This window comes from Bradyrhizobium sp. HKCCYLRH3099, assembly GCF_051167855.1.
In the GTDB taxonomy this organism is placed as follows: Bacteria; Pseudomonadota; Alphaproteobacteria; order Rhizobiales; family Xanthobacteraceae; genus Bradyrhizobium.
Genome location: NZ_JBNPTW010000001.1, coordinates 952659 through 974556, shown reverse-complemented (window position 1 = coordinate 974556; position 21898 = coordinate 952659). Strand labels below are relative to the sequence as shown.

The 21898-nt window shown below is 65.7% G+C and carries 16 protein-coding genes; 10 read left to right on the top strand and 6 right to left on the bottom strand.

What is annotated here, in order from left to right; genetic code table 11:
• Nucleotides 1–123: 123 nt before the first annotated feature.
• Nucleotides 124–1554, top strand: coding sequence for an aldehyde dehydrogenase family protein (locus ACQR1Y_RS04510; protein ID WP_434875258.1), 1431 nt, complete (start codon nt 124–126; stop codon nt 1552–1554).
• A gap of 94 nt (nt 1555–1648) precedes the next feature.
• Here ACQR1Y_RS04510 and ACQR1Y_RS04505 read toward each other — a convergent pair whose 3' ends face one another.
• Nucleotides 1649–2617 (bottom strand): SMP-30/gluconolactonase/LRE family protein, encoded by a 969-nt coding sequence (locus ACQR1Y_RS04505; protein WP_434875259.1) that lies wholly within the window; start codon nt 2615–2617, stop codon nt 1649–1651.
• Nucleotides 2618–2706: 89 nt separating this feature from the next.
• Between ACQR1Y_RS04505 and ACQR1Y_RS04500 the strand changes: the two genes are divergently transcribed.
• Together ACQR1Y_RS04500 and ACQR1Y_RS04495 are read left to right on the top strand one after the other, a co-directional pair.
• Nucleotides 2707–3525, top strand: a complete 819-nt coding sequence (locus ACQR1Y_RS04500; RefSeq protein ID WP_434875260.1) for an NAD-dependent epimerase/dehydratase family protein — start codon at nt 2707–2709, stop codon at nt 3523–3525.
• A gap of 135 nt (nt 3526–3660) precedes the next feature.
• Nucleotides 3661–5367 (top strand): IlvD/Edd family dehydratase, encoded by a 1707-nt coding sequence (locus ACQR1Y_RS04495; RefSeq protein ID WP_434875261.1) that lies wholly within the window; start codon nt 3661–3663, stop codon nt 5365–5367.
• An 8-nt stretch (nt 5368–5375) separates the two neighbouring features.
• On the opposite strand, the gene ACQR1Y_RS04490 is transcribed toward ACQR1Y_RS04495, so the two are convergent.
• The gene (locus tag ACQR1Y_RS04490; protein ID WP_434875262.1) at nt 5376–6161 is read right to left on the bottom strand and encodes an enoyl-CoA hydratase/isomerase family protein; all 786 of its coding nucleotides are present in this window, start codon (nt 6159–6161) and stop codon (nt 5376–5378) included.
• 150 nt (nt 6162–6311) lie between these two features.
• On the opposite strand from ACQR1Y_RS04490, the gene ACQR1Y_RS04485 reads away from it, so the two are divergent.
• Complete coding sequence (locus tag ACQR1Y_RS04485; protein ID WP_434875263.1) at nt 6312–7547, top strand: NAD(P)/FAD-dependent oxidoreductase; 1236 nt, start codon at nt 6312–6314, stop codon at nt 7545–7547.
• Here ACQR1Y_RS04485 and ACQR1Y_RS04480 read toward each other — a convergent pair.
• Nucleotides 7544–8452, bottom strand: a complete 909-nt coding sequence (locus tag ACQR1Y_RS04480) for a ribokinase (protein WP_434875264.1) — start codon at nt 8450–8452, stop codon at nt 7544–7546. The genes ACQR1Y_RS04485 and ACQR1Y_RS04480 overlap by 4 nt on opposite strands.
• Before the next feature lie 21 nt (nt 8453–8473).
• The gene (locus tag ACQR1Y_RS04475; protein WP_434862079.1) at nt 8474–9367 is read right to left on the bottom strand and encodes a sugar kinase; all 894 of its coding nucleotides are present in this window, start codon (nt 9365–9367) and stop codon (nt 8474–8476) included.
• 203 nt (nt 9368–9570) lie between these two features.
• Between ACQR1Y_RS04475 and ACQR1Y_RS04470 the strand changes: the two genes are divergently transcribed.
• From ACQR1Y_RS04470 to ACQR1Y_RS04460, 3 genes are all read left to right on the top strand, one after another.
• Nucleotides 9571–10830, top strand: a complete 1260-nt coding sequence (locus ACQR1Y_RS04470) for a Glu/Leu/Phe/Val family dehydrogenase (RefSeq protein ID WP_434875265.1) — start codon at nt 9571–9573, stop codon at nt 10828–10830.
• The gene (locus tag ACQR1Y_RS04465) at nt 10827–11675 is read left to right on the top strand and encodes a VOC family protein (RefSeq protein WP_434875266.1); all 849 of its coding nucleotides are present in this window, start codon (nt 10827–10829) and stop codon (nt 11673–11675) included. The genes ACQR1Y_RS04470 and ACQR1Y_RS04465 overlap by 4 nt, the downstream gene beginning before the upstream one ends.
• Before the next feature lie 636 nt (nt 11676–12311).
• Nucleotides 12312–13253: an NAD(P)H-binding protein gene (locus ACQR1Y_RS04460; protein WP_434875602.1), complete on the top strand. Its 942-nt coding sequence runs from the start codon at nt 12312–12314 to the stop codon at nt 13251–13253.
• Nucleotides 13254–14244: 991 nt separating this feature from the next.
• Here ACQR1Y_RS04460 and ACQR1Y_RS04455 read toward each other — a convergent pair.
• The gene (locus tag ACQR1Y_RS04455) at nt 14245–15465 is read right to left on the bottom strand and encodes a cytochrome P450 (protein WP_434875267.1); all 1221 of its coding nucleotides are present in this window, start codon (nt 15463–15465) and stop codon (nt 14245–14247) included.
• Between the two features lie 269 nt (nt 15466–15734).
• Here ACQR1Y_RS04455 and ACQR1Y_RS04450 point away from each other — a divergent pair, with 269 nt between their 5' ends.
• The 3 genes from ACQR1Y_RS04450 to ACQR1Y_RS04440 all read left to right on the top strand — a co-directional run bounded on the left by ACQR1Y_RS04450 (nt 15735) and on the right by ACQR1Y_RS04440 (nt 20799).
• The gene (locus ACQR1Y_RS04450) at nt 15735–16421 is read left to right on the top strand and encodes a TetR/AcrR family transcriptional regulator (protein ID WP_434862097.1); all 687 of its coding nucleotides are present in this window, start codon (nt 15735–15737) and stop codon (nt 16419–16421) included.
• Nucleotide 16422: 1 nt separating this feature from the next.
• Nucleotides 16423–17613: an efflux RND transporter periplasmic adaptor subunit gene (locus tag ACQR1Y_RS04445; RefSeq protein ID WP_434875268.1), complete on the top strand. Its 1191-nt coding sequence runs from the start codon at nt 16423–16425 to the stop codon at nt 17611–17613.
• Between the two features lie 84 nt (nt 17614–17697).
• Complete coding sequence (locus ACQR1Y_RS04440; protein ID WP_434875269.1) at nt 17698–20799, top strand: MexW/MexI family multidrug efflux RND transporter permease subunit; 3102 nt, start codon at nt 17698–17700, stop codon at nt 20797–20799.
• Between the two features lie 235 nt (nt 20800–21034).
• On the opposite strand, the gene ACQR1Y_RS04435 is transcribed toward ACQR1Y_RS04440, so the two are convergent.
• Entirely contained in the window at nt 21035–21865 is an 831-nt protein-coding gene (locus tag ACQR1Y_RS04435; protein ID WP_434875603.1) for an ABC transporter permease, read from the bottom strand.
• Between the last annotated feature and the right edge of the window lie 33 nt (nt 21866–21898).

The window sequence follows — 21898 nt, the reverse complement described above, 5'->3', positions numbered from 1 at the left end:
TATATCCGCGGGACGCAACCCCGGTCCCCGCATGTGGCGGGTTCATCCCGCGGATCGCGCGTGCCAGGATGCCGGTCCGCGCGCAGCCGCTCCCCATATGCTTCCACCTGAAGAGGTTTTCCGATGGTCAATCGCCTGCAATTCTACATCGACGGCGCCTGGGTCGATCCGGTCGTCAAGAAGTCCACCCCGGTCGTCAATCCCGCGACCGAAGAGGCGATGTATGAGGTTGCGCTGGGCTCCAAGGCCGATGTCGACAAGGCCGTCGCCGCCGCCAAGCGCGCCTTCGAGACCTTCTCGCAGACCAGCCGCGAGGAGCGCGTCGCGCTGCTCGAGAAGATCATCACGATCTACAAGGGCCGCATGAAGGAGATCGGCGCCGCCGTCTCCGACGAGATGGGCGCGCCGCTGCCGATGGCCGAGAAGCTGCAGGCCGGCGCCGGCCTCGGCCACCTGATGTCGACGCTCGACGTGCTGAAGAAGTACGAGTTCGAGGAGACGCTGCCGTCCTCCGTGGTGGTGCGCGAGCCGGTCGGCGTCGTCGGCATGATCACGCCGTGGAATTGGCCGCTCAACCAGATCGCCTGCAAGGTCGCGCCCGCGCTCGCCGCCGGCTGCACCATGATCCTCAAGCCGTCGGAGTTCACTCCGACCTCGGCGCTGATCTTCGCCGAGATCCTGCATGAAGCCGGCGTGCCGAAGGGCGTGTTCAACCTGATCAACGGCCTGGGGCCGGAGGTCGGCGCTGCGATGAGCGAGCATCCGGACATCGACATGATCTCGTTCACCGGCTCGACCCGCGCCGGCATCGACGTCGCCAAGCGCGCCGCGCCGACCGTGAAGCGCGTCAGCCAGGAGCTCGGCGGCAAGTCGCCGAACGTGATCCTGGAGGGCTCCGACCTGAACAAGGCGGTCATCGGCGGCGTCATGCACATGTTCAACAATTCGGGCCAGTCCTGCAACGCGCCGTCGCGCATGATCGTGCCGGCTGCGCGGATGAAGGAAGTGGCTGCGATCGCCAAGGGCGTCGCCGACAAGACCAAGGCCGGCGATCCCCGCGGCGAGGGCACCACGATCGGCCCGGTGGTCAATCGCGGCCAGTGGGACAAGATCCAGGCGCTGATCAACAAGGGCATCGAGGAGGGCGCGACCCTCGTCGCCGGCGGTCCGGGTCTGCCCGAGGGCGTCAACAAGGGCTTCTACGTGCGCCCGACGATCTTTGCCGACGTCAAGCCCGAGATGACGATCTCGCGCGAGGAGATTTTTGGGCCGGTGCTGGTGATCATCGGCGCCAAGGACGAGGACGAGGCGGTCAAGATCGCCAACGACACGCCCTATGGCCTCGCCGGCTACGTCACCGCGCCGACCATCGAGAAGGCCCGCGAGGTCGGCCGCAAGATCCGCGCCGGCAACGTCAATTTGCAGGGCGTCCCGAACGACCGCACCGCGCCGTTCGGCGGCTACAAGCAGTCCGGCAACGGCCGCGAGTGGGGCCGGTTCGGTCTCGAGGAGTATCTCGAGGTCAAGGCCGTCGCGGGCTACAACGCGGCTTGATGGGTCTCCGTCATTGCGAGCGCTGCGAAGCAATCCAGGGCTGAGCAAGGACTCTGGATTGCTTCGTCGCTTCGCTCCTCGCAATTACGATCCATCACCCGCCCAGCGCGCCCTGCGTATTCACGTAGAGCGCGTAGATCGACTGGCTGGCGGCCATGAACAGGCGGTTGCGCTTGAGGCCGCCGAAACAGACATTGGCGCACCGCTCGGGCAGGGCGATGCGTCCGATCGGCGCGCCGTCGGGCGCGAACACCATGACGCCGTCGAGCTCAGGGCTGCCCATGCCCCAGCCGCACCAGAGATTGCCGTCGACGTCGCAGCGCATGCCGTCCGGCGTTCCTGGTCCGGCATCGATGTGGACACGCTTGTTGGCCAACTTTGTCCCGTCGGCCGAGACGTCATAGGCCAGGATCTTGCGCGTCGGTTGCCCGCGGGACTCGACGATGTAGAGGATGGATTCATCGGGCGAGAAGCACAGCCCGTTCGGCCCCAGCACGCCCTCAGCGACGATGCTCGCCTGGCCGGTCGCGCCATCGATCCGGTACACGTGGGTGTCGATCTCCGGCTCGGCCTTGTAGCCCTCGTAATTGCCGAGCAGCCCGAAGGTCGGATCGGTGAACCAGATCGAGCCGTCGGACTTGACCACGACGTCGTTCGGCGAGTTCAGCCGCTTGCCGTCGAACGAGTCCATCAGCACGGTGATGGAGCCGTCGTATTCGGTCCGCGTCACGCGGCGGCCGCCATGCTCGCAGGTGACGAGCCGGCCGTGCCGATCCCTGGTGTTGCCATTGGCGAAATTGGACGGCTTGCGGAACACCGACACCGCGCCGGTCTCTTCTTCCCATTTGAGGATGCGCTGGTTGGGAATGTCGCTGCACAAGAGATAGCGCCCGTCGCCGAACCACACCGGTCCCTCGGCCCAGCGCAGCCCCGTAGCGATCCGTTCGACGGCGGAGAGCTTGAGCCAGTACTTCTCGAAGCGCGGGTCGAGCGCCTGGATTGCCGGATCGGGATAGAAGGTGGCAGGGCGCCAGCCCTGCGTGTGAGCGTTTCCGTCGGACATTTGGCTGGTCCCGTTATTGTGCCCCGGCGATCTCTGCTATCATCGGCTGGTCACGACCGCAAACCTGCGGACCCAACACGAGGGATGAAATGCCACGTATCTTGATGACCGGTGCGAGCGGTGGAATCGGCACGTCTTTACGGAAGCTGCTGCCGCCGATCTATCCGGACCTTTTGCTCAGCGACCTCAAACCCCCGGCCGATCTCTCCAGCCAGGAGACCTTCAAGGCGGCCGATCTTGCCGACCTGGCTCAAGTCGAGGCGCTGTGCGAAGGCGTCGACGGCATCATCCATTTCGGCGGCTATTCGGTCGAAGGTCCCTGGAACGATATCCTGCAGGCCAACATCATCGGCGGCTACAATTTGTTCGAGGCGGCACGCCGCAAGGGTGTGAAGCGCGTGGTGTTCGCCTCGTCGAACCATGCGGTCGGCTTCTATCCGCGCCACCGCAAGATCGACAATGACGTGCAGCCGCGTCCCGACGGCCGCTACGGCGTCAGCAAGGTGTTCGGTGAGGCCGTGGGCTCGCTCTATGCCGACAAGCATGGGCTGAAGGTGACCTGCCTTCGCATCGGCAATTTCGGCGAGAGGCCGCTCGACAAGCGCCGCCTGTCGATCTGGCTGAAGCCGGAGGATCTCGTCCAGCTCTGCCGCATCGGCCTCGAACATCCGGACATCCATTTCGAAGTGCTGTACGGCGCGTCGCTCAACGAGCGCGCCTGGTGGGACAACCAGCGCGCCTATGATCTCGGCTATCGCCCGACCGGCCGCGCCGAGGATTTCCGCGAGCACGCCATGGCCGAGCAGGCCAAGCTGCCCGCCGATCCGATCGGGGACTATTTCCAGGGCGGCGCGTTCTGCACCACGGAGTTCGACGGCGACACCAGCCGGATCATCGACTGGGGTTGATACGACATTGTCATTCCGGGGCGCGTCCGCAGGACGCGAACCCGAAATCTCGATGTGAGAGTGCAAACTAACTTCTGGATTCCGGGTTCGCGCTTCGCGCGCCCCGGAATGACGTAGACAAAGAAAGAGAAGACCATGACCGATGGCTTGCGCAAGGGATTGACCGCTTACGGCGATGCCGGATTCTCGCTGTTCCTGCGCAAGGCCTTCATCAAGGCGGCCGGCTATTCCGATGACGCGCTGGATCGTCCGATCGTCGGCATCACCAACACCTACAGCGACTACAATCCCTGCCACGGCAACGTGCCGCAGATCGTGGAAGCGGTGAAGCGCGGCGTCATGCTGTCCGGCGCGATGCCCTTCGTGTTTCCGACCATCTCGATCGCCGAAAGCTTTGCGCATCCGACCTCGATGTATCTGCGCAACCTGATGGCGATGGAAACCGAGGAGATGATCCGCGCCCAGCCGATGGATGCAGTGGTCGTCATCGGCGGTTGCGACAAGACCTTGCCGGCGCAGATCATGGCCGCGGTGTCGGCCGATCTGCCGACCGTTGTCATTCCTGTGGGGCCGATGGTCGTCGGGCATCACAAGGGCGAGGTGCTCGGCGCCTGCACCGATTGCCGGCGCTTGTGGGCGAAGTATCGCGCCGGCGAGATGGACGACAGCGAGATCGAGGCGGTCAACGGCCGGCTCGCGCCCTCGGTCGGCACCTGCATGGTGATGGGCACGGCCTCGACCATGGCCTGCATCACCGAGGCGCTCGGCCTGTCCTTGCCGATGAGCGCAACGATTCCGGCGCCGCATGCCGAGCGGTTCCGCTCGGCCGAGGCCAGCGGCCGGGTTGCAGCCGAGATGGCCAAGGCGAAGGGGCCGAAGCCCAGCGAGCTGTTGACGCCGGCCGCGTTCAAGAACGCGCAGGTGGTGCTGCAGGCAATCGGAGGTTCGACCAACGGTCTCGTGCATCTCACCGCGATCGCCGGCCGGACGCCGCACAAGATTGATCTCGACGCTTTCGACCACATCGGCCGCGAGGTGCCGGTGCTGGTCGATCTCAAGCCGTCCGGCGATCACTACATGGAGCACTTCCACCACGCTGGCGGCGTGCCAAAGCTGATGAAGCAGCTCGGCGATCTCATCGATCTCGACTGCCGCTCGATCACCGGCCAGTCGCTGCGCGAGATCGTTGCTGCCGCCGAGGACGTGCCTGGCCAGGACGTCATCCGCTCGCGCGCCGATGCAATCAAGCCGGAAGGTGGCCTTGCGGTGCTGCGCGGCAACCTCGCGCCGCGTGGCGCGGTCATCAAGCATTCCGCGGCGAGCGCAAAGCTGCTGCAGCACACCGGCCGCGCGGTGGTGTTCGAGTCGGTCGAGGACATGACGTTGCGAGTCGACGATCCCGAGCTCGACGTCTCGGCCGAAGATGTGCTGGTGCTGCGGAACGCGGGACCCAAAGGCGCGCCGGGGATGCCGGAGGCGGGTTATCTGCCGATTCCGAAAAAGCTCGCGCGGGGCGGCACCAAAGATATGGTGCGCATTTCCGATGCGCGGATGAGCGGCACGGCGTTCGGCACCATCGTGCTGCACATCACGCCCGAGTCCGCCGTCGGCGGGCCGCTGGCGCTGGTGCGGACCGGCGACATGATCCGGCTCGATGTCGCCGAGCGCAGCATTGATCTGCTGGTCGACGACGCAGAACTTCAGCGGCGACGCGCTGAGCTGAAGCCCGCGGCGACGCCTGACTGGGCCGAGCGCGGCTATGCGCATCTGTTTCATGAAACGATCCTGCAGGCCGATGACGGCTGCGATTTCGATTTCATGCGCAGGAAAGGGAAAAGTTGAGCGCAGTCCTACTTTCCCTTGCTGGTGAACCGCTTCACGGCGGCGCGGAATTCATCGGTATGCATGCAGTTGACGATCGCGTCGCGCTCGGCGGCGAGTTGGTCCTCGACCGAGCTGGTCGGCGCCCGGTGGATCAGCGCCTTGGTCGCCGCGATTCCCGCCGCTGTATTCTGCGCCAGCCGCTGCGCGAGCGCATCCGTGGCGGCAGTGAGTTCGGAGACGGGGACGACTTTTGCGACCAAGCCCCACTCATAGGCTTGCGCGGCCGTAAAGCTGTCCTCGGCCAGGAAGATCTGCAGCGCGCGCCGGACGCCCGCGGTGGCGACGACGCCGACCGTGCCGCCGCCATCGGGCGAGACGCCAAGCTTGGCATAGGCGGGCGTGAAGCGCGCCTCCTCCGCGGCGATGCAGAGGTCGGCGGCGAAGGCGAGCGACATCCCTGCACCGGCCGCGGAGCCGTGCACGCTCGCGAGCACGATCTTGGGCATGCGCCGCAGGCTCGCGATGAAGGCGTGGTAGTGATGCAGCAGCTCGCTCACGACGGGCGTGATGGTATCGGCCTCGGCCGCGGCGCCGATCGTCTGCAGGTCGCCGCCGGCGCAGAAGGCGCGGCCCTCGCCCTTGATCACCAGCACCCGGATGCTCGGATCGGCCTCGACCTGCGCAGCGAGACGCTCCAGGCGCTTGGCGATGGCGAGGTTGATGGCGTTGAACGCCGCCGGGCGGTCGAGCGTGATCGTGGCGATTGGGCCGTCAATGCTCAGGCGAGCGGGTTCCGCGGCTGCGTCCGACATTCAGTCCTCCCTCGTATCGTCGTTGCCGCATTTAAGGCGCACAGCGGCCCGGTGACAATGCCGGGGAAGTCTGCGACAAGGCGGTTCCGCTGGCGCGACGGGAGGTAAACCCGCAGCAGGCAAGGCTTGCAAACACGGGATATGGATCGAATGGGGCAGGTTGCTGTGACGAAGGGACCGGTGGTGATCGTGGGCGCGGGGCATGCGGGCTTCCAGCTCGCGACCTCGCTGCGTCAGGCAGGCTTTGCCGATCCCATCCATCTGATCAACGACGAGCCGCATCTGCCGTATCAGCGTCCGCCGCTGTCGAAGGCGTATCTCAAGGGCACCGGCGGTCCGGAGACGCTGATGTTCCGGCCGCAGAAGTTCTACGCGGACCAGACCATCGACCTCGTCTACGACCGCGTCGTCGTGGTCCACCGCGACCAGCGCAAGGTGCTGCTCGCCTCCGGCAAAACGCTCGACTACGGCCACCTCGTGTTCGCCACCGGCGCGCGCAACCGGCTGCTCGACATTCCCAACGCCAATCTCCCCGCCGTGCGCTATCTGCGTATTCTCGACGACAGTGAAGCGCTCAGAAGCTTGCTTGGCGATGCCAAGCGTGTCGTCGTGATCGGCGCCGGCTTCATCGGCCTCGAATTCGCGGCGACCGCGCGCATCAAGGGCCTTGAGGTCGACGTGCTCGAGCTTGGCGCGCGCGTGATGGCGCGGGCCGTCACGGCGGAAATCTCCGACTACTTCCAGAAGCAGCATGCCGAGGCCGGCGTGCGCATCCATCTGGGTGTGCAGTCCACCAGCATCGAGGCCGACGGCACCAAGGTGACGGGCGTCAGCCTCAGCGACGGCCGGCACATCCCGGCGGACCTCGTGGTGGTCGGCGTCGGCGTGCTGCCCAACGTCGAGCTCGCGGCGGAGGCCGGCCTGCAGGTTGCCTCGGGCATCGTGGTCGACGAATATCTCCTCACCAGCGATCCGCACATCTCCGCGATCGGCGATTGCGCGCTGTTCAAAAGCCCGCGCTTCGGCGGAACGCTGCGGCTGGAGTCGGTGCAGAACGCCACCGATCACGCCCGCTGCGTCGCCGCGCGGTTGACCGGCGACGTCAAGCCGTATGACGGGCAGCCGTGGTTCTGGAGCGACCAGGCCAATGACAAGCTGCAGATCGCGGGGCTCACCACGGGCTATGACCAGGTCGTGCTGCGCGGGGACCCGGCGCAAAAGGCATTCTCCGCATTCTGCTACAAGGAAGGCCGGCTGGTCGGCATCGAGTCCGTCAATCGCGCCGGCGATCACATGTTCGGCCGCAAGCTGTTGGCTGCGGGCGGCACGATCGACGCGGCCAAGGCGGCTGATCCGAGCTTCGACCTGAAGAGCGCTCTCGCCTAGAGAGCCGCGCGCACCTCCTCTGCCGTCGGCATCGACGGGCCGGCGCCCATCCGCTGCACGGAGATCGAGGCGGCGACATTGGCATAGGCGATCGCGTCCGCGATCCCCGCGCCTTGCGACAGCCGCGCCGCCAATGCGCCGACGAAGCAGTCGCCGGCGCCGGTGGTGTCGACGGCCTTCACCATGCGGCCCTCGACCAGCTTCGCGTCGCCGCCACGAACGGCGATCGCGCCGCGGGCGCCGAGGGTGACGCAGATGGTCTGGTCCGCGCGCGGATGGAGCCTCCCGACGGTCTCGACAACTTGCTGCGGCGTCGGCGTGTCGCCGAGTTCGACGCCGGACAAGAAGCCCAGTTCGGTCTCGTTGAGGACGAGGACGTCGACCAGCGCGAACAGTCCTTGAGCGAAGGTGGAAGCAGGAGCAGGGTTCAGGATCGTCGTCGCACCGGCGGCCTTCGCGCGCTGGAAGAACGCGGCGATGGTCGCTTGCGGGATCTCGAACTGGCTGACCGCCACGTCGCCAGCCGTCAACGCGATCCGCGCCGCATCATCGCTGCTCACCTCGGCATTGGCGCCGGGGATCACCACGATCATGTTGTCTGCATTCGCCAGCGTGATGATCGCCGTGCCCGTCGAGGCGCTTGCCGAGTCTCTCACCGCCGCGAGATCAATGCCTTGATCGGCGAGAAACGCCCGCAACTGCTCGCCGAACGCATCACGGCCAAGCCGGCCGATCATCACGGTCGGCGCGCCGAGCTTGGCCGCTGACACCGCCTGGTTGGCACCCTTGCCGCCGGGGAAGTACATCACCGACTGGCCCGCGACGGTTTCGCCGACGCGCGGATGACGCTCAGCCGTCGCCACGACATCCATGTTGATGCTGCCGGCAACGACGACCCGCCCCATCCGCTCTCTCCCCGACAGCCGCTAGACGCGGGCTTCGAATTCCTGCTTCACCAGCTCGATGTCGGCGAGCGTCGGCAGGCCGGCCTCGTTGCCGAGCTTCTGGATCTTGAACGTCGAGGCCGCGCGGGCAAACTCGAAATGCTCCTTCCAGCCCTTCGCCGGATTGGCCAGATACGAATACACATAAGCGCCGTGGAACACGTCGCCGGCGCCATTGGTGTCGATGACGCGCTCGCGCGGGATCGGATAGGCGGGCAACGTATGCACCGCGCCGACCTCGTCGTACCACAGCAGGCCCTTCTCGCCCTGGGTCACGCCGCCGATGCGGCAGCCGCGGCCCTTGAGGTAGTCGAGCATCTTCTCCGGCGTGAGGTCCATCTGTTCGCACAGGCGCTCGGCGACGATGGCGACGTCGATGTATTCCAACAGCTCATGCGTATTGGTGCGCAGGCCGCCGCCGTCGAGCGAGGTCAGGATGCCGGCCTCGCGACAAAGCTTGGCATAGTGCAGCGCCGCATCAGGCTGGTGGCCGTCGACATGCAGCGCCCGGCAATTGCCGAGATTGAGCAGCGGGAACGGATGGATGTGGGCGTCATCGCGGCAGCGCACGATGGCGCGCTTGCCGTCCTTGGGCATGATGAAGGACAGCGAGGAGGCGTTCACTTTCCGTGGATGTACGGAGATGCCGTATTTCGCGGTCATGTCCTGGAACATCCGCCCCAGCCAGTCATTCGCGATCGTGGCGATGAGGTCCGGCACGATGCCGAGTTTGGCGCAGCAAAATGCCGCAGTGACTGCATTGCCGCCGAACGAGACCGCGTAGTCGGAGGCGACGTGCTTCTCGTCTCCCGTCGGCATGTGGTCGGTAATGAACGTCACGTCGATGTAGGTCTGTCCGATAAAGAGGGCCTGCATTGGCATTTCTGTCTCACTAAGGGGTGATCGCGGCCCCGGCGCCGCAGATTAGCAAGCGGTTAAGGCGGATCAACGCTGAAATTCTTCGTCAAATCGTCACCATGGTGGTTGAGATCGCCCCCTTGCAACCGGCGGCCCCCTGCCGCCGGCCGTTGGGTCGCGCTATGGTTGCCGGCCTGCAGGAGCAGATTCGGGAGTGGAAGATGACTGTCTATGCGGGTCCGGTCTTCGAGATGGCGACCAATCAGTTCAACGTGATTGCCGACCATCTTGGCATCCCAGGCGACGAGCGCGACCGGCTGCTGCTGCCCAAGCGGGCGATCACCGTCTCGTGTCCGATCCACAAGGACGACGGCACCATTGCCGTCTACGAGGGATACCGCGTCCAGCATCTCCTGACCATGGGGCCAACCAAGGGCGGCACCCGCTTTGCGCCGACCGTGGATATCGGCGAGGTTGCCGCGCTCGCGATCTGGATGAGCTGGAAATGCGCGCTGGTGGGGCTGCCCTATGGCGGCGCCAAGGGCGGCGTCAATGTCGATCTGTCGAAACTCTCCCGGCGCGAGCTGGAGTCCTTGTCGCGCCGCTACATGCAGGAGATGATTCCCTTCGTCGGCCCGCACACCGACGTGATGGCGCCGGACATGGGCACCAACGAACAGGTGATGGCGTGGTTCATGGATACGTACTCCATGTACCAGGGCCAGACCGTGACCGAGATCGTCACCGGCAAGCCGGTATTCTCCGGCGGCACGCTCGGTCGCCGCGAGGCGACGGGGCGGGGTGTCGCCCATACGTCGCGCCGGGTCATGGACCTCCTGGGCATCGATCCCGCCAAATCTACTGCGGTGATACAGGGCTTCGGCAATGTCGGCTCCTATGCCGCGCTCGGCTTTCACCAGATGGGCATGAAGGTGATTGCGGTGAGCGATCATACCGGCGCGCTCCACGACCCGCGCGGCCTCGATATCCCCAAGCTGATGGAGTACGCGAGCGCGCGCGGCAGCATCGCTGGCTTCTCCTCCGAACTCGCTTTCGACCCGAACGAAATCCTCACGCTCGCCTGCGACATCCTGGTGCCGGCGGCGGTCGAGCGTGTCATCGACGCCAAGGTGGCAGCCAAGCTGAAATGCCGCGTCCTGGCGGAGGCCGCCAACGGTCCGACCACGCCGGATGCCGATCTGGTGCTCGACCAGCGCCGCGACGAGATCTTTCTCATTCCCGACATTCTCTGCAATTCCGGCGGCGTCATCGTCAGCTACTTTGAATGGGTGCAGGATTTGCAGCAGCTGTTCTGGGAGGAGGACGAGGTGACGCGGCGCGAGTACCAGATCCTCGACCGCGCCTTCGAGCGGATGGTCGCACGCGCCAAGGCCGACGACATCTCCCATCGGACGGCGGCGATGGCGATCGGCGTCGAGAAGGTTCGCAACGCCAAGAACACGCGAGGGCTGTTCCCGTGATCACCGGTCTCGACCACGTCGTCGTCCTGCTCGAGGACATCAAGGCCGGCAGCGCCGCGTTCGAGACGCTGCTGGCGCGCAAGCCGTCGTGGCAAAATTCGGGCGAGGGCGCCGACCGCGTGCTGTTCACGCTCGACAACATGACCTTGGAGCTGATGGCGCCGTCGGGGCAGGGCCCCGCCGCCGACCGCATCCGCAACGTCATCAAGATCTGGGGTGAGGGCCTCGCCAGCATCTGCTTCGCGACCATCGACATCGGCAAGATGCATCGCCGGCTCGAACGCGTGGCGCTGAAGCCGGATCCGATCGCCGAGGTCGACAGCACCGACCGCGTGACCGGCCAGACTTTGCACTGGAAGCGCACGCGCGCCATGACCGATCTCACCCGTGGCGTGCGCATGTTCTTCCTCGAGCTTGCGGGGCCGCGTCCGGCCTCGGAGACAACCGCCGACTCCGCGGTGCTCGGCCTGGATCACATCGTGGTCTCCACCGAGGACCCCGAACGCGCCGCTGCGCTCTATGGCGCAAGGCTTGGCCTGGACATGGCGCTCGACCGCAGCCACCAGGAATGGGGCCAGCTGATGTTCTTCCGCTGCGGCGATCTGATCGTCGAGGTGGTGAAGCGGCCGGTCGCCGGCAACGACAAGGCCAACGACAAGCTGTGGGGCCTGAGCTGGCGTGTCGCCGACATCGAGGCCACGCGGGCACGGCTGCTCGCTGCAGGTTTGCAGGTGTCCGAGCCACGGGCAGGGCGCAAGCCGGGGACGCGGGTGATGAGCCTCTACAGCGGCACCTGCGGGATTCATACGCTGATCCTGGAGAAGACGCCGCAGGCGGCGGAGTGAGCTGGTTCGGTGCGGCCGCAGCCTCCGAGCCTGCCCTGACGCGCGTTCAGGCGCTGTCGCATCGAGTTCGATTGAGCATGCTTGACTCCCCACGCCGCAGCCCTCGACCCTCACCCTGAGGAGACCGCCGCAGGCGGTCGTCTCGAAGGGCGAGGCCCACGACCGGGGCCTTATGGTTCGAGACGCTCCGCGCCTGACTACATTGCCCTTTATCGGCGTGCTCGGCGCGTCGCTCCTCACCATGAGGGTCAACAGCCGGGGCGGCTCTGCACACTGGACCATGAACACGCCAACGGGCGTGTTCATGGAGAGATTGCAGTGCGATACGCAGCCGTGCGGGCGAGCGATCCTGCTCATTTGTTACTCCGTCATGCCCGGGTTTGTCCCGGGCATCCACGTCGTTCTCAGCGTGCCGGACGACGTGGATGGCCGGGACGAGCCCGGCCATGACGACGTGGTGAGAGACGAGCGCATATCGGCCTCCCAGCGCGCGTGAGGAGGATGCCCATTGCGAGATCGGCTGCATCCCAGGGCGACTGCGCGTAATATAGTTCGACGCAGGTCTCGGAGCCGTTCCCGCCGATGATGTCCTCGTCTGATCCCGCAGCCGCCGTGTTCCGTCCGCGCCGCATCTTCATGCTCGGCGCCACCGGGACGATCGGCCGTGCCACCGTGCGCGCGCTGTTCGCGCGCGGGCACAAGGTGGTCTGCTTCGTCCGCCCGCGCAGCGAGGCCATCACGATCCCGGGCGCCACCGTGCGAACCGGCGACGTCACCGATCCCGGCTCGCTCGCGCGCGACGGCTTTTGCGGTGAGCATTTCGACGCCGTCATGTCCTGCATGGCGTCGCGAACCGGCGTTCCGAGGGAGGCGCAAGCGATCGACTATCAGGCCCATGTGAACGTGCTGGACGCCGCGCGCGAGGCCGGCGTCACGCACTTCGTCCTGCTGTCCGCCATCTGCGTGCAGAAGCCGCTGCTGTCGTTCCAGCAGGCCAAGCTGGCGTTCGAAGCGAAATTGATGGCAGCGGGCCTGACCTATTCGATTGTCCGTCCCACCGCGTTCTTCAAGTCGCTGTCCGGGCAGGTCGCTCGCGTGCAGCAGGGCCGGCCCTATCTCGTGTTCGGCGACGGCCGTTTGACCGCGTGCAAGCCGATCAGCGACGCCGATCTCGGCGACTATCTTTCCGGCTGTCTCGATGACGAGAGCCGCTGGAACAAGGTTCTGCCGATCGGCGGCCCGGGACCTGCGATCACGCCGCTCGATCAAGCGGAGCATCTGTTCGCGCTGCTCGGCCGCAAGCCGATCATCCGCCGCGTGCCGGTGGCGCTGCTCGACGTCATCATCGGAGGGCTCGACGTCGCCAGGCGGATCGTGCCGCGGCTGGCCGACAAAGCCGAACTCGCCCGCATCGGCCGCTACTACGCGACGGAATCGATGCTGGTGCTCGACCCCGCCACCGGCCGCTACGACGCCGATGACACGCCGTCGACTGGCTCCGACACGCTGTTCGACTATTACGCCAAGCTGATCCGCGGCGAGGCCGCGGCGGAGCGCGGCGACCACGCGGTGTTTTGAGCCCATCTCTCTCCGCGTCATTGCGAGGAGCGAAGCGACGAAGCAATCCAGGGTCACGCGTGTGGTCCTGGATTGCTTCGCTTGCGCTCGCAATGACGGTGGTGAGAGCGGTGATCACGGCGGTGAGACTTGTAATGGCCGTTGTGAGACATGCGGTTACCATCTCGCAACGCGTTTCGCGTCCGAGCTTTGCGCTTCGTCCTGCCCTCTTCCAAAAGAGGGCACGGGGAATGCCGGGCGCTGGCCGCACCCATGGCCCGCCTGCGGAAAAAATGCAGGCGGCAGGAACCACAGGTTCAGCCGAGAAACACCCGGCATTCCCCGCGCGATGGTTTGACGGCTGCTTCGCGCTCTCCCCGGTGCGCCGGGCTTTCTGGCCACCGTATCGCGACAATGCGCTTGCGCGCATTGCGCTGGACACCAGCATCGGGGTGTCAGGACCACGCGACTTGACCGTGCGCATCGATGCTGTTCGTCCGGGTGGACACCCACGCCGCAGCACCAACACGCCCACCGCATCCCGCCTCGACGTTCGTGACGACCGCGAAGCGTCCCTCTTGTGAGACGGGATGGGGATATACAATCATAATTTCTGGAAAAAAGAAAGTAGTTTTTGCAGCTGGACGGACTGGACGGGTGATGTCCTTGAGCTGGTTCCTGAACAATCTGTTTTGACGCACGTCGAATGCGGTGCAGGTAAGGGATCGTGTTCTGCAATTCGCCGCAGCGACGTTCTTAGAGAGTTCGTCATTCCGGGGCATTCGCGCGCAAAATGGCGTAGCCATTTTGGAACAGCGCGAATGAGTCCGGAATCCGTAGCCACGGAGCGATGTCGTCAGGCGAGCTGGCAACTCCGTGCGTGCCTCACACGGCATCCTGTGGTTATGGATTCCGGGCTCGCGCTGCGCGCGCCCCGGAATGACACCGAGCCGAATAGCTGGCGATATCGGCTCGGGACCGAGCGCATTTGGGGGGGCTACTGCGATCTTCCTTACCCCTCAACCACACACGGCACGCTCGCAAACCCGCGAAACCGGACCCGCCCGCCGCGCACCGGCTCGCCTGCGAGCTGATAGTTCGGAAACCGGTTCACAAACCGCGCGATCGCCACCGCGCCCTCCAGCCGCGCCAGCGCCATGCCGGCGCATTGATGCGCGCCGGTGCCGAAGGCGAGGTGGCGGTTGGCGAGACGGGTGATGTCGAAGCGTTCGGGGTCGTCGAACTGGGCGGGGTCGCGGTTGGCGGCGCCGATGCAGAGCGTGACGGAGGTGCCGGCGTCGAGCCTGACGCCGCCGAGTTCGACGGCCTCTGTCGTCATGCGGTTGCCGAGCTGGTTGGAGCTTTCGTAGCGCAGGATCTCCTCGACGGCGGTGCGGATCAAGGCCGGCGCCTCGATCAGCTTTCGCCGCTCTCCCGGATGCTGGCACAGCAGCACGAGGCCGTTGCCGATCAGATTGGTCGTGGTCTCGTGGCCCGCATTGAGCAGGAAGATGCAGTTGTGCAGCAGCTCCTTCTCGCTGAGACGCTCGCCGTCGGCTTCGCCCTGGATCAGCCGCGTCAGCACGTCGCGCTCCGGATTGCCCGGCGCCGCGCGGCGGCGCGCGACGAGCGTTTCGAGGTAGGCGAGGAAATCGCCGACAGCCTGGTTGCCGCGGGCGAACTGCGCGGGCGTCAGCACCGGCTCCAGCGCGCCGAGGATGGCGAGCGACCAGTCCCGCAAGGGAGCGCGCTCCTCATGCGGCACGCCGAGCAGATTGCCGATCACCTCGATCGGGATCGCCGCGGCAAAATCCTCGATCAGCTCGAACGTCTCTTTTGCGACGATCCGGTCGAGCAGCCCGTCGACGAGCGCGATCAGCGCAGGCTCCATCTCGGCGATCGCGCGCGGCGACAGCGCGCCCATGATCAGGCGGCGGACGCGCGTATGCGCCGGGGGATCGTTGAAGACCAGGCTCGTGGTGTGGTGCTCGTAGAGCAGCGACGAGCCGTATTTCGGCGCGAACTCGCGCTTCTTGTCGGACGAGAACGTCTTCGTCACCTTGTAGGCGGTGACGAGATCATCGTAGCGGGTGAGGAAGTAGGAGCCGTTGCGCAGGCGCTTGACCGGCGCATGCTCGCGCAGCGCGCGATAGGTGGGGTAGGGATCGGTGTAGAACGCAGGCGTCAGGCGTTCGAGGTCGAAATCGTCGGCGAGCGCGGCGTCGTCGGTCATCCCTGGTTCTCCCGGCCGATTCTGGTTTGTTGACGCGACCGTCGCACGGCCGGCGGGGGAAGAAAATCCGCCTGACGGTGTGAGCCTGTCCACGCACCACCGGGGCGTGCCGCAGAACCGCCTTGATGCAAAGGTACATTATTGCCTCCGGCGCGGACGCTTTGTTTCCAACGAATCAAATACTTGGCCAACCGTTTCCGCTGCGCCGCGGCATGTTTCTTGACATGGATCAAGTGAGTATTTACTCACGGGCGATGTCCAGTTTGCGCATGACAAGCGATCTCCGGAGGCAACTGATCCTCGGCGCGGCCAAACGCTGCTTCGCGCGACATGGCTATGCCGGTACGACGACCAAGAGCGTCGCTGCGGCGGCGGCAATCTCCGAAGCGTTGCTGTTCAAGCATTTTGCGTCGAAGGCTGCGCTCTATGCCGAGATCCTCACCGAGGAGTGCGAGGCGGACCCTGACTTCGAGATGCTGCTCGGGCAGGAACCTTCGACCGCCACGCTGGTCAAGCTGATGGCCGGCATGGTCCAGCACTTCCTCGGCATCGCCGACGGACCCAACGAGGAAGAGGAGCAGCGGCTGCGGCTGATGGCGTCGAGCCATCTCGACGATGGCGAATTCGCCCGGCTGCTGTATACGAAGATCCATGATCTGATCGGCGCCCAGTTCGTTAACTCCCTGGAAAGCGCGATTGGGTGTGGTGAGGCTGTGAGGCTCGGGGCGGCGCCGCTCGACCTGTTCTGGTTCGCGCACCACACCGTGTTGATGACGGCTCTGACCCGGCTTCCCTCGACACCGTGTCTGGCCTATGGAACCGCTGATCGCCTCGAGCGCCAGCTCAGTGAGTTCATCCTGCGCGGCATCGGAGTGACCGACGCCGCCATTGCGTACCATCTCGATCACGAATTGTCGCAACCTCCGGCCCGGCCGGCGACGGCAGAAAGTGCATGACATGAACATTGCGACGGAACCCAAGCTCTCAGGCAAGCCGATCGACGACAAGCCGCGCAAGCGCACCCGCCCGGTGCTGTGGTTCATCATCGTCGGCACTCTGCTCGCGGCGCTGGTCGGCGGCTTCGTGTGGTTCAACATGTTCCGCGACAAGATGATCGCGCAGTTCTTCGCCAACATGAAGCCGCCGCCGCTCAACGTCACCGCCGCCACGGCGTCGACGGAGACCGTGCCGAACCTTTTGACCGCCGTCGGCGACCTCGCCGCCGTGCACCAGGTCAATGTCACCTCGGACGCCTCCGGCCGCATCACCGAGATCATGTTCACGCCGGGTACGACGGTGAAGCAGGGCACGCCGCTGGTGCAGCTCTACGACGCGCCGGAGCAGGGCGATCTCGCCAACTACAAGGCCCAGGTCACGGTGGCGCAGCTCTCGCTGGACCGCGCCAAGCAGCTCGCCTCGCGCCAGTTCGGCCCGCAGGCGACCGTGGACCAGGCCCAGGCTGCCTACGACCAGGCGCAGGCGGGCGTCGCCAAGACCGAGGCGCTGATCGCGCAGAAGCTGGTGCGCGCGCCGTTCGACGGCGATCTCGGCGTCCGCAAGGTCGAGGTCGGCCAGTATCTGTCGGCCGGCACGCAGATCGTGTCGCTCACCGATTTGTCGCAGCTCTGGGTCAACTTCACGGTGACCGAAAAGGACAGTGGCCAGCTCAAGGTCGGGCAGACCGTGCGCATCGGCGTCGACGCCTATCCGGGCAAGACCTTCGAGGGCAAGATCACCACGATCGAGCCGCAGATCGCGACCGACACGCGCAATATCCGCGTGCAGGCGACGATCGCCAATCCCGAGCACATCCTCAAGCCCGGTATGTTCGCGACCACCACCGTGGTGCTGCCGGACAAGCCGCCGGTGCTGACGGTGCCGGAGACCGCGGTCGACTACACGCTGTATGGCGACTCCGTGTTCGTCATCAACGAGAAGAAGGCCGACGACGGCAAGGTCACGCTGACGGCCGACCGCACCTATGTGCAGACCGGCGACCGCATCAACGGCCGCGCCGTGATCCTGAAGGGTCTGAAGGAGGGCGACCGCGTCGTTGCCGTCGGCCAGCTCAAGATCCAGTCGGGCGCCGCGGTTGCGATCTCGACCGATCCGCCGCCGCCGGTGCCGGCGAAGCCGCCGCGCTACTGAGCGAACCTCTGAGCCAAAGCCGGGCCGCCGCGAGCAGGCGGCCCGTTCGGTCCTCATCTGACGTCTGCTGACGGGATTGCCGCGATGCGTTTCACCGATATCTTCATCAAGCGTCCGGTTCTGGCCGTCGTGGTCAGCATGCTCATCCTGCTGCTCGGCCTGCGCGCCGCGTTCGAGCTGCCGATCCGGCAATATCCGAAACTGTCGAACACGGTCGTGAACGTCACGACCGTCTATCCCGGCGCGTCCGCCGACCTCATCCAGGGCTTCATCACCACGCCGCTGGAGCAGGCGGTCGCCTCGGCCGAAGGCGTCGACTACATCACCTCGTCCTCGGTGCAGGGCACCAGCACCATCCAGGTGTTCGTGAAGCTCAACTTCGATCCGAACCAGGCGCTCACCGAGGTGCTCGCCAAGGTGAACTCGGTCCGCTACCTCATTCCGAAGGAATCCAACGACCCGATCGTCACCAAGAGCACGGGTCAGACGACCTCTGTGATGTATCTCGGCTTCTCCAGCGAGGAGCTGTCGGGCTCGGCCATCTCCGACTATCTGACGCGTGTGGTGCAGCCGGTGCTGTCGACCGTCGACGGCGTCGCCGCCGCCAACATTCTCGGCGGCCAGACCTTCGCGATGCGCATCTGGCTCAATCCGGAGAAGATGGCCGGCCGCAACGTGTCGCCGACCGATGTCGCGCAGGCGATCGCCGCCAACAACTTCCAGTCCGCCGCCGGCCAGTCCAAGGGCTACTTCATCGTCTCCAACGTCACCACCAATACCGGCCTGACCGACGTCAACCAGTTCAAGCGGATGATCGTCAAGGCCAAGGACGGCGGCTTCGTCCGCATGGAGGACATCGCGACCGTGGAGCTCGCGGCGCAGAGCACCGACGCCAGCGTCGCCTTCAACGGCGAGCGCGCGATCTTCATCGGCGTCGACGCCACGCCGCAAGGCAACCCGCTCAACATCGTCAAGGGCGTGCGCGCGCTGTTCCCCGACCTCGAGCGCAATCTGCCGCCGTCGATGAAGATGAAGGTGGCCTACGATTCCACCAAGTTCATCCAGTCGTCGATCGACGAGGTCGAGCACACGCTCGGCGAAGCCGTGCTGATCGTCATCATCGTGATCTTCCTGTTCCTGGCGTCGCTGCGCTCGGTGATCATCCCCGTCGTGACGATCCCGCTGTCCCTGATCGGCGTCTGCACGCTGATGCTGGCGCTCGGCTTCTCCATCAACCTGCTGACGCTGCTGGCCATGGTGCTGGCGATCGGTCTGGTCGTCGACGATGCGATCGTGGTGGTGGAGAACATTCATCGCCATCTCGAGGAGGGCAAGACACCGGTGCAGGCGGCGCTGCAGGGCGCGCGCGAGATCGTCGGCCCGGTCATCTCGATGACCATCACGCTCGCCGCCGTGTACGCGCCGATCGGTTTCCTCGGCGGCCTCACCGGCTCGCTGTTCCGCGAATTCGCCTTCACGCTCGCGGGCTCGGTCATCGTCTCCGGCGTCATCGCGCTGACGCTGTCGCCGATGATGTGCTCGGTGCTGCTCAAGAGCGCCGATGAGGGCCGCTTCGCGCGCCTCGTCAACCGCGTGTTCGGTTCGATGACCAACTGGTATGGCCGCCAGCTCGACCGCTCGCTCGACTACCGGCCGGTCACCGGCCTGTTCGCTCTCACGATCCTCGGCCTGGTCGGCTTCCTCTACATGCACACGTCCAAGGAGCTGGCGCCGGAGGAGGATCAGGGCATCGTGTTCTCGATCACCAAGGCGCCGAAATACGCCAATATCGACTACATCAACTTCTACACCGACAAGGTCGACAAGGCGTTCGCGAAATTCCCCGAGACCGACCTGCGCTTCATCCTGAACGGCATCCAGGGCCCGCAGGGTGGCTTCGCCGGCATGCTGCTCAAGCCGTGGGACGAGCGCACGCGCTCCTCGATCAAGCTGAAGCCGCTGGTGCAGGCGGAGCTGTCGAAGATCGAGGGCATCAACGCCTTCGCCTTCAACCTGCCGGCTCTGCCGGGCGGCCCCGGCGGTTTGCCGGTGCAGATGGTGATCAGCTCGACCAGCGGTTTCCGGGCCGTCTATGAGCAGATGGCCAAGCTGAAGGACGCGGCGCGCAAGAGCGGCATCTTCATCGTCTCCGACAGCGACCTCGATTTCAATCAGCCGGTGGTGAAGGTCTGGATCAACCGCAGCAAGGCGAGCGATCTTGGCATCACGATGCAGTCGATCGGCAACACGCTCGCGGTGCTGCTCGGCGGCAACTACATCAACCGCTTCAACCTCGAGGGCCGTTCCTACCAGGTGATTCCGCAGGTGCCGCGCGACAAGCGGCTGTCGCCGGATTCGCTGGCCGGCTACTACGTCGCGAGCGCGACGGGCCAGCAGGTGCCGCTGTCGACGGTGGTCAACATCGAGACCGCGACCGATCCGAACTCGCTGACCCATTTCAACCAGCTCAACTCGGCGACGTTCTCGGCGGTGCCGATGCCTGGCGTCACGGTCGGCCAGGCGGTCGACTTCCTGGAGAAGCAGGCCAAGAACCTGCCGTCGGGCTTCAGCCACGACTATCTCGCCGACGCCCGCCAATACGTCCAGGAGGGCAATCAGCTCGCCATCACCTTCGGTTTCGCGCTGATCATCATCTTCCTGGTGCTGGCGGCGCAGTTCGAGAGTCTGCGCGACCCGCTGGTGATCATGATCAGCGTGCCCATGGCGATCGTCGGCGCGCTGATCCCGCTGTTCTTCGGCCTCGCGACGATGAACATCTACACCCAGGTCGGTCTGCTCACGCTGGTGGGCCTGATCACCAAGCACGGCATCCTGATGGTGGAGTTCGCCAACGAGCTGCAGCTGAGCGAAGGGATGGATCGCCGCAGGGCGATCGAGACCTCCGCGCGCATCCGCCTGCGGCCGATCCTGATGACGACCGCCGCGATGGTCACCGGCCTGATCCCGCTCTTGACGGCGTCGGGCGCCGGCGCCGCCAGCCGCTTCTCGATCGGCCTCGTCGTCGTCGCCGGCATGTCGATCGGCACGCTGTTCACGCTGTTCGTGCTGCCGGCCGTCTACACCGTCATCGCCACCGACCACCAGGCCGCCGCCAAGTCGCAGCGCGCCAAGGAGATCGCGCAGTTCGATGCGGAGACGGACCACGACGTGGACAAGGCAGCGTAATCGGACGCGTCTGGTCTGACGACATTGACGGCGGCTGCCCCGGCAGCCGCCGTTTTGTTTTGAAGGTCTCTCAACGCCCCCGGTGTCGTCCCGGCGAACGCCGGGACCCATAACCACAGGCCGTGGTGTGGGGCAGGCGCGGAGTGACCTTCTCCGCCCAACAATGACCGACGGTGGCTATGGGTCCCGGCTCGGAGGCCGGGACGACGGCGGAGGGTGAAGCGCCGGCGTTGCCTCACTCTTCCTGCTGCGGATCCAGCGCGTCGCGCAGGCCGTCGCCTAGCAGATTGAGCGAGAGCACGACCAGGAAGATCGCAAGCCCCGGCCAGATCGCCATCCACGGCGCGTTGGTGAGGAAGCGCTGGGCGGCGTTGAGCATGCTGCCCCAGGACGGTGCCGGCGGCTGCTGCCCCAGCCCTAAGAACGACAGCGCGGCCTCGGCGATGATGGCGGCGGCGACCGACAGGGTTGCCTGCACCAGCAGCGCCGGCATGATGTTCGGCAGGATATGCCTGAGTGCGATCTGCAAGTCGGTGTCGCCGACGCTGCGCGCGGCCTCGACATACTCCTCGACCTTGACGCTCAGCACCTCGCCGCGGGTGAGCCGTACGAAGATCGGGGTTGCCGAGATGCCGATCGCGATCATCGCGTTGCCGAGGCTCGGGCCGAGGAACGCGGCGAGCGCGATCGCCAGGATCAGGAACGGGCAGGCGAGCATCGCGTCGGTGATGCGGCTGATCAGGGCGTCGATGAAGCCGCCGCGATAGCCCGCGAGCATGCCGATGGGGACGCCGATCGCCAGCGCGATGACGACCGAGATCGCGCCGGCCATCAGCGAGGCACGCGCGCCGTAGATGACGCGGGCCAGCACGTCGCGGCCGAGATCGTCGGTGCCGAACCAATGCGCCGCCGACGGTGCTTTCCGCACCAGCGCCCAGCTGGTCTTGATCGGATCATAGGGCGCGACCAGCGGCGCTGATATCGCGAGCAGGATGAAGGCTGCGATCAGGCCGAGCCCGACCATCGCTCCCTTGCGCTTGACGAGGCGGCGCCAGGTACGCTGGATCGGCCGCTCGAGCGGGGCGAGGGTGCGGATGCC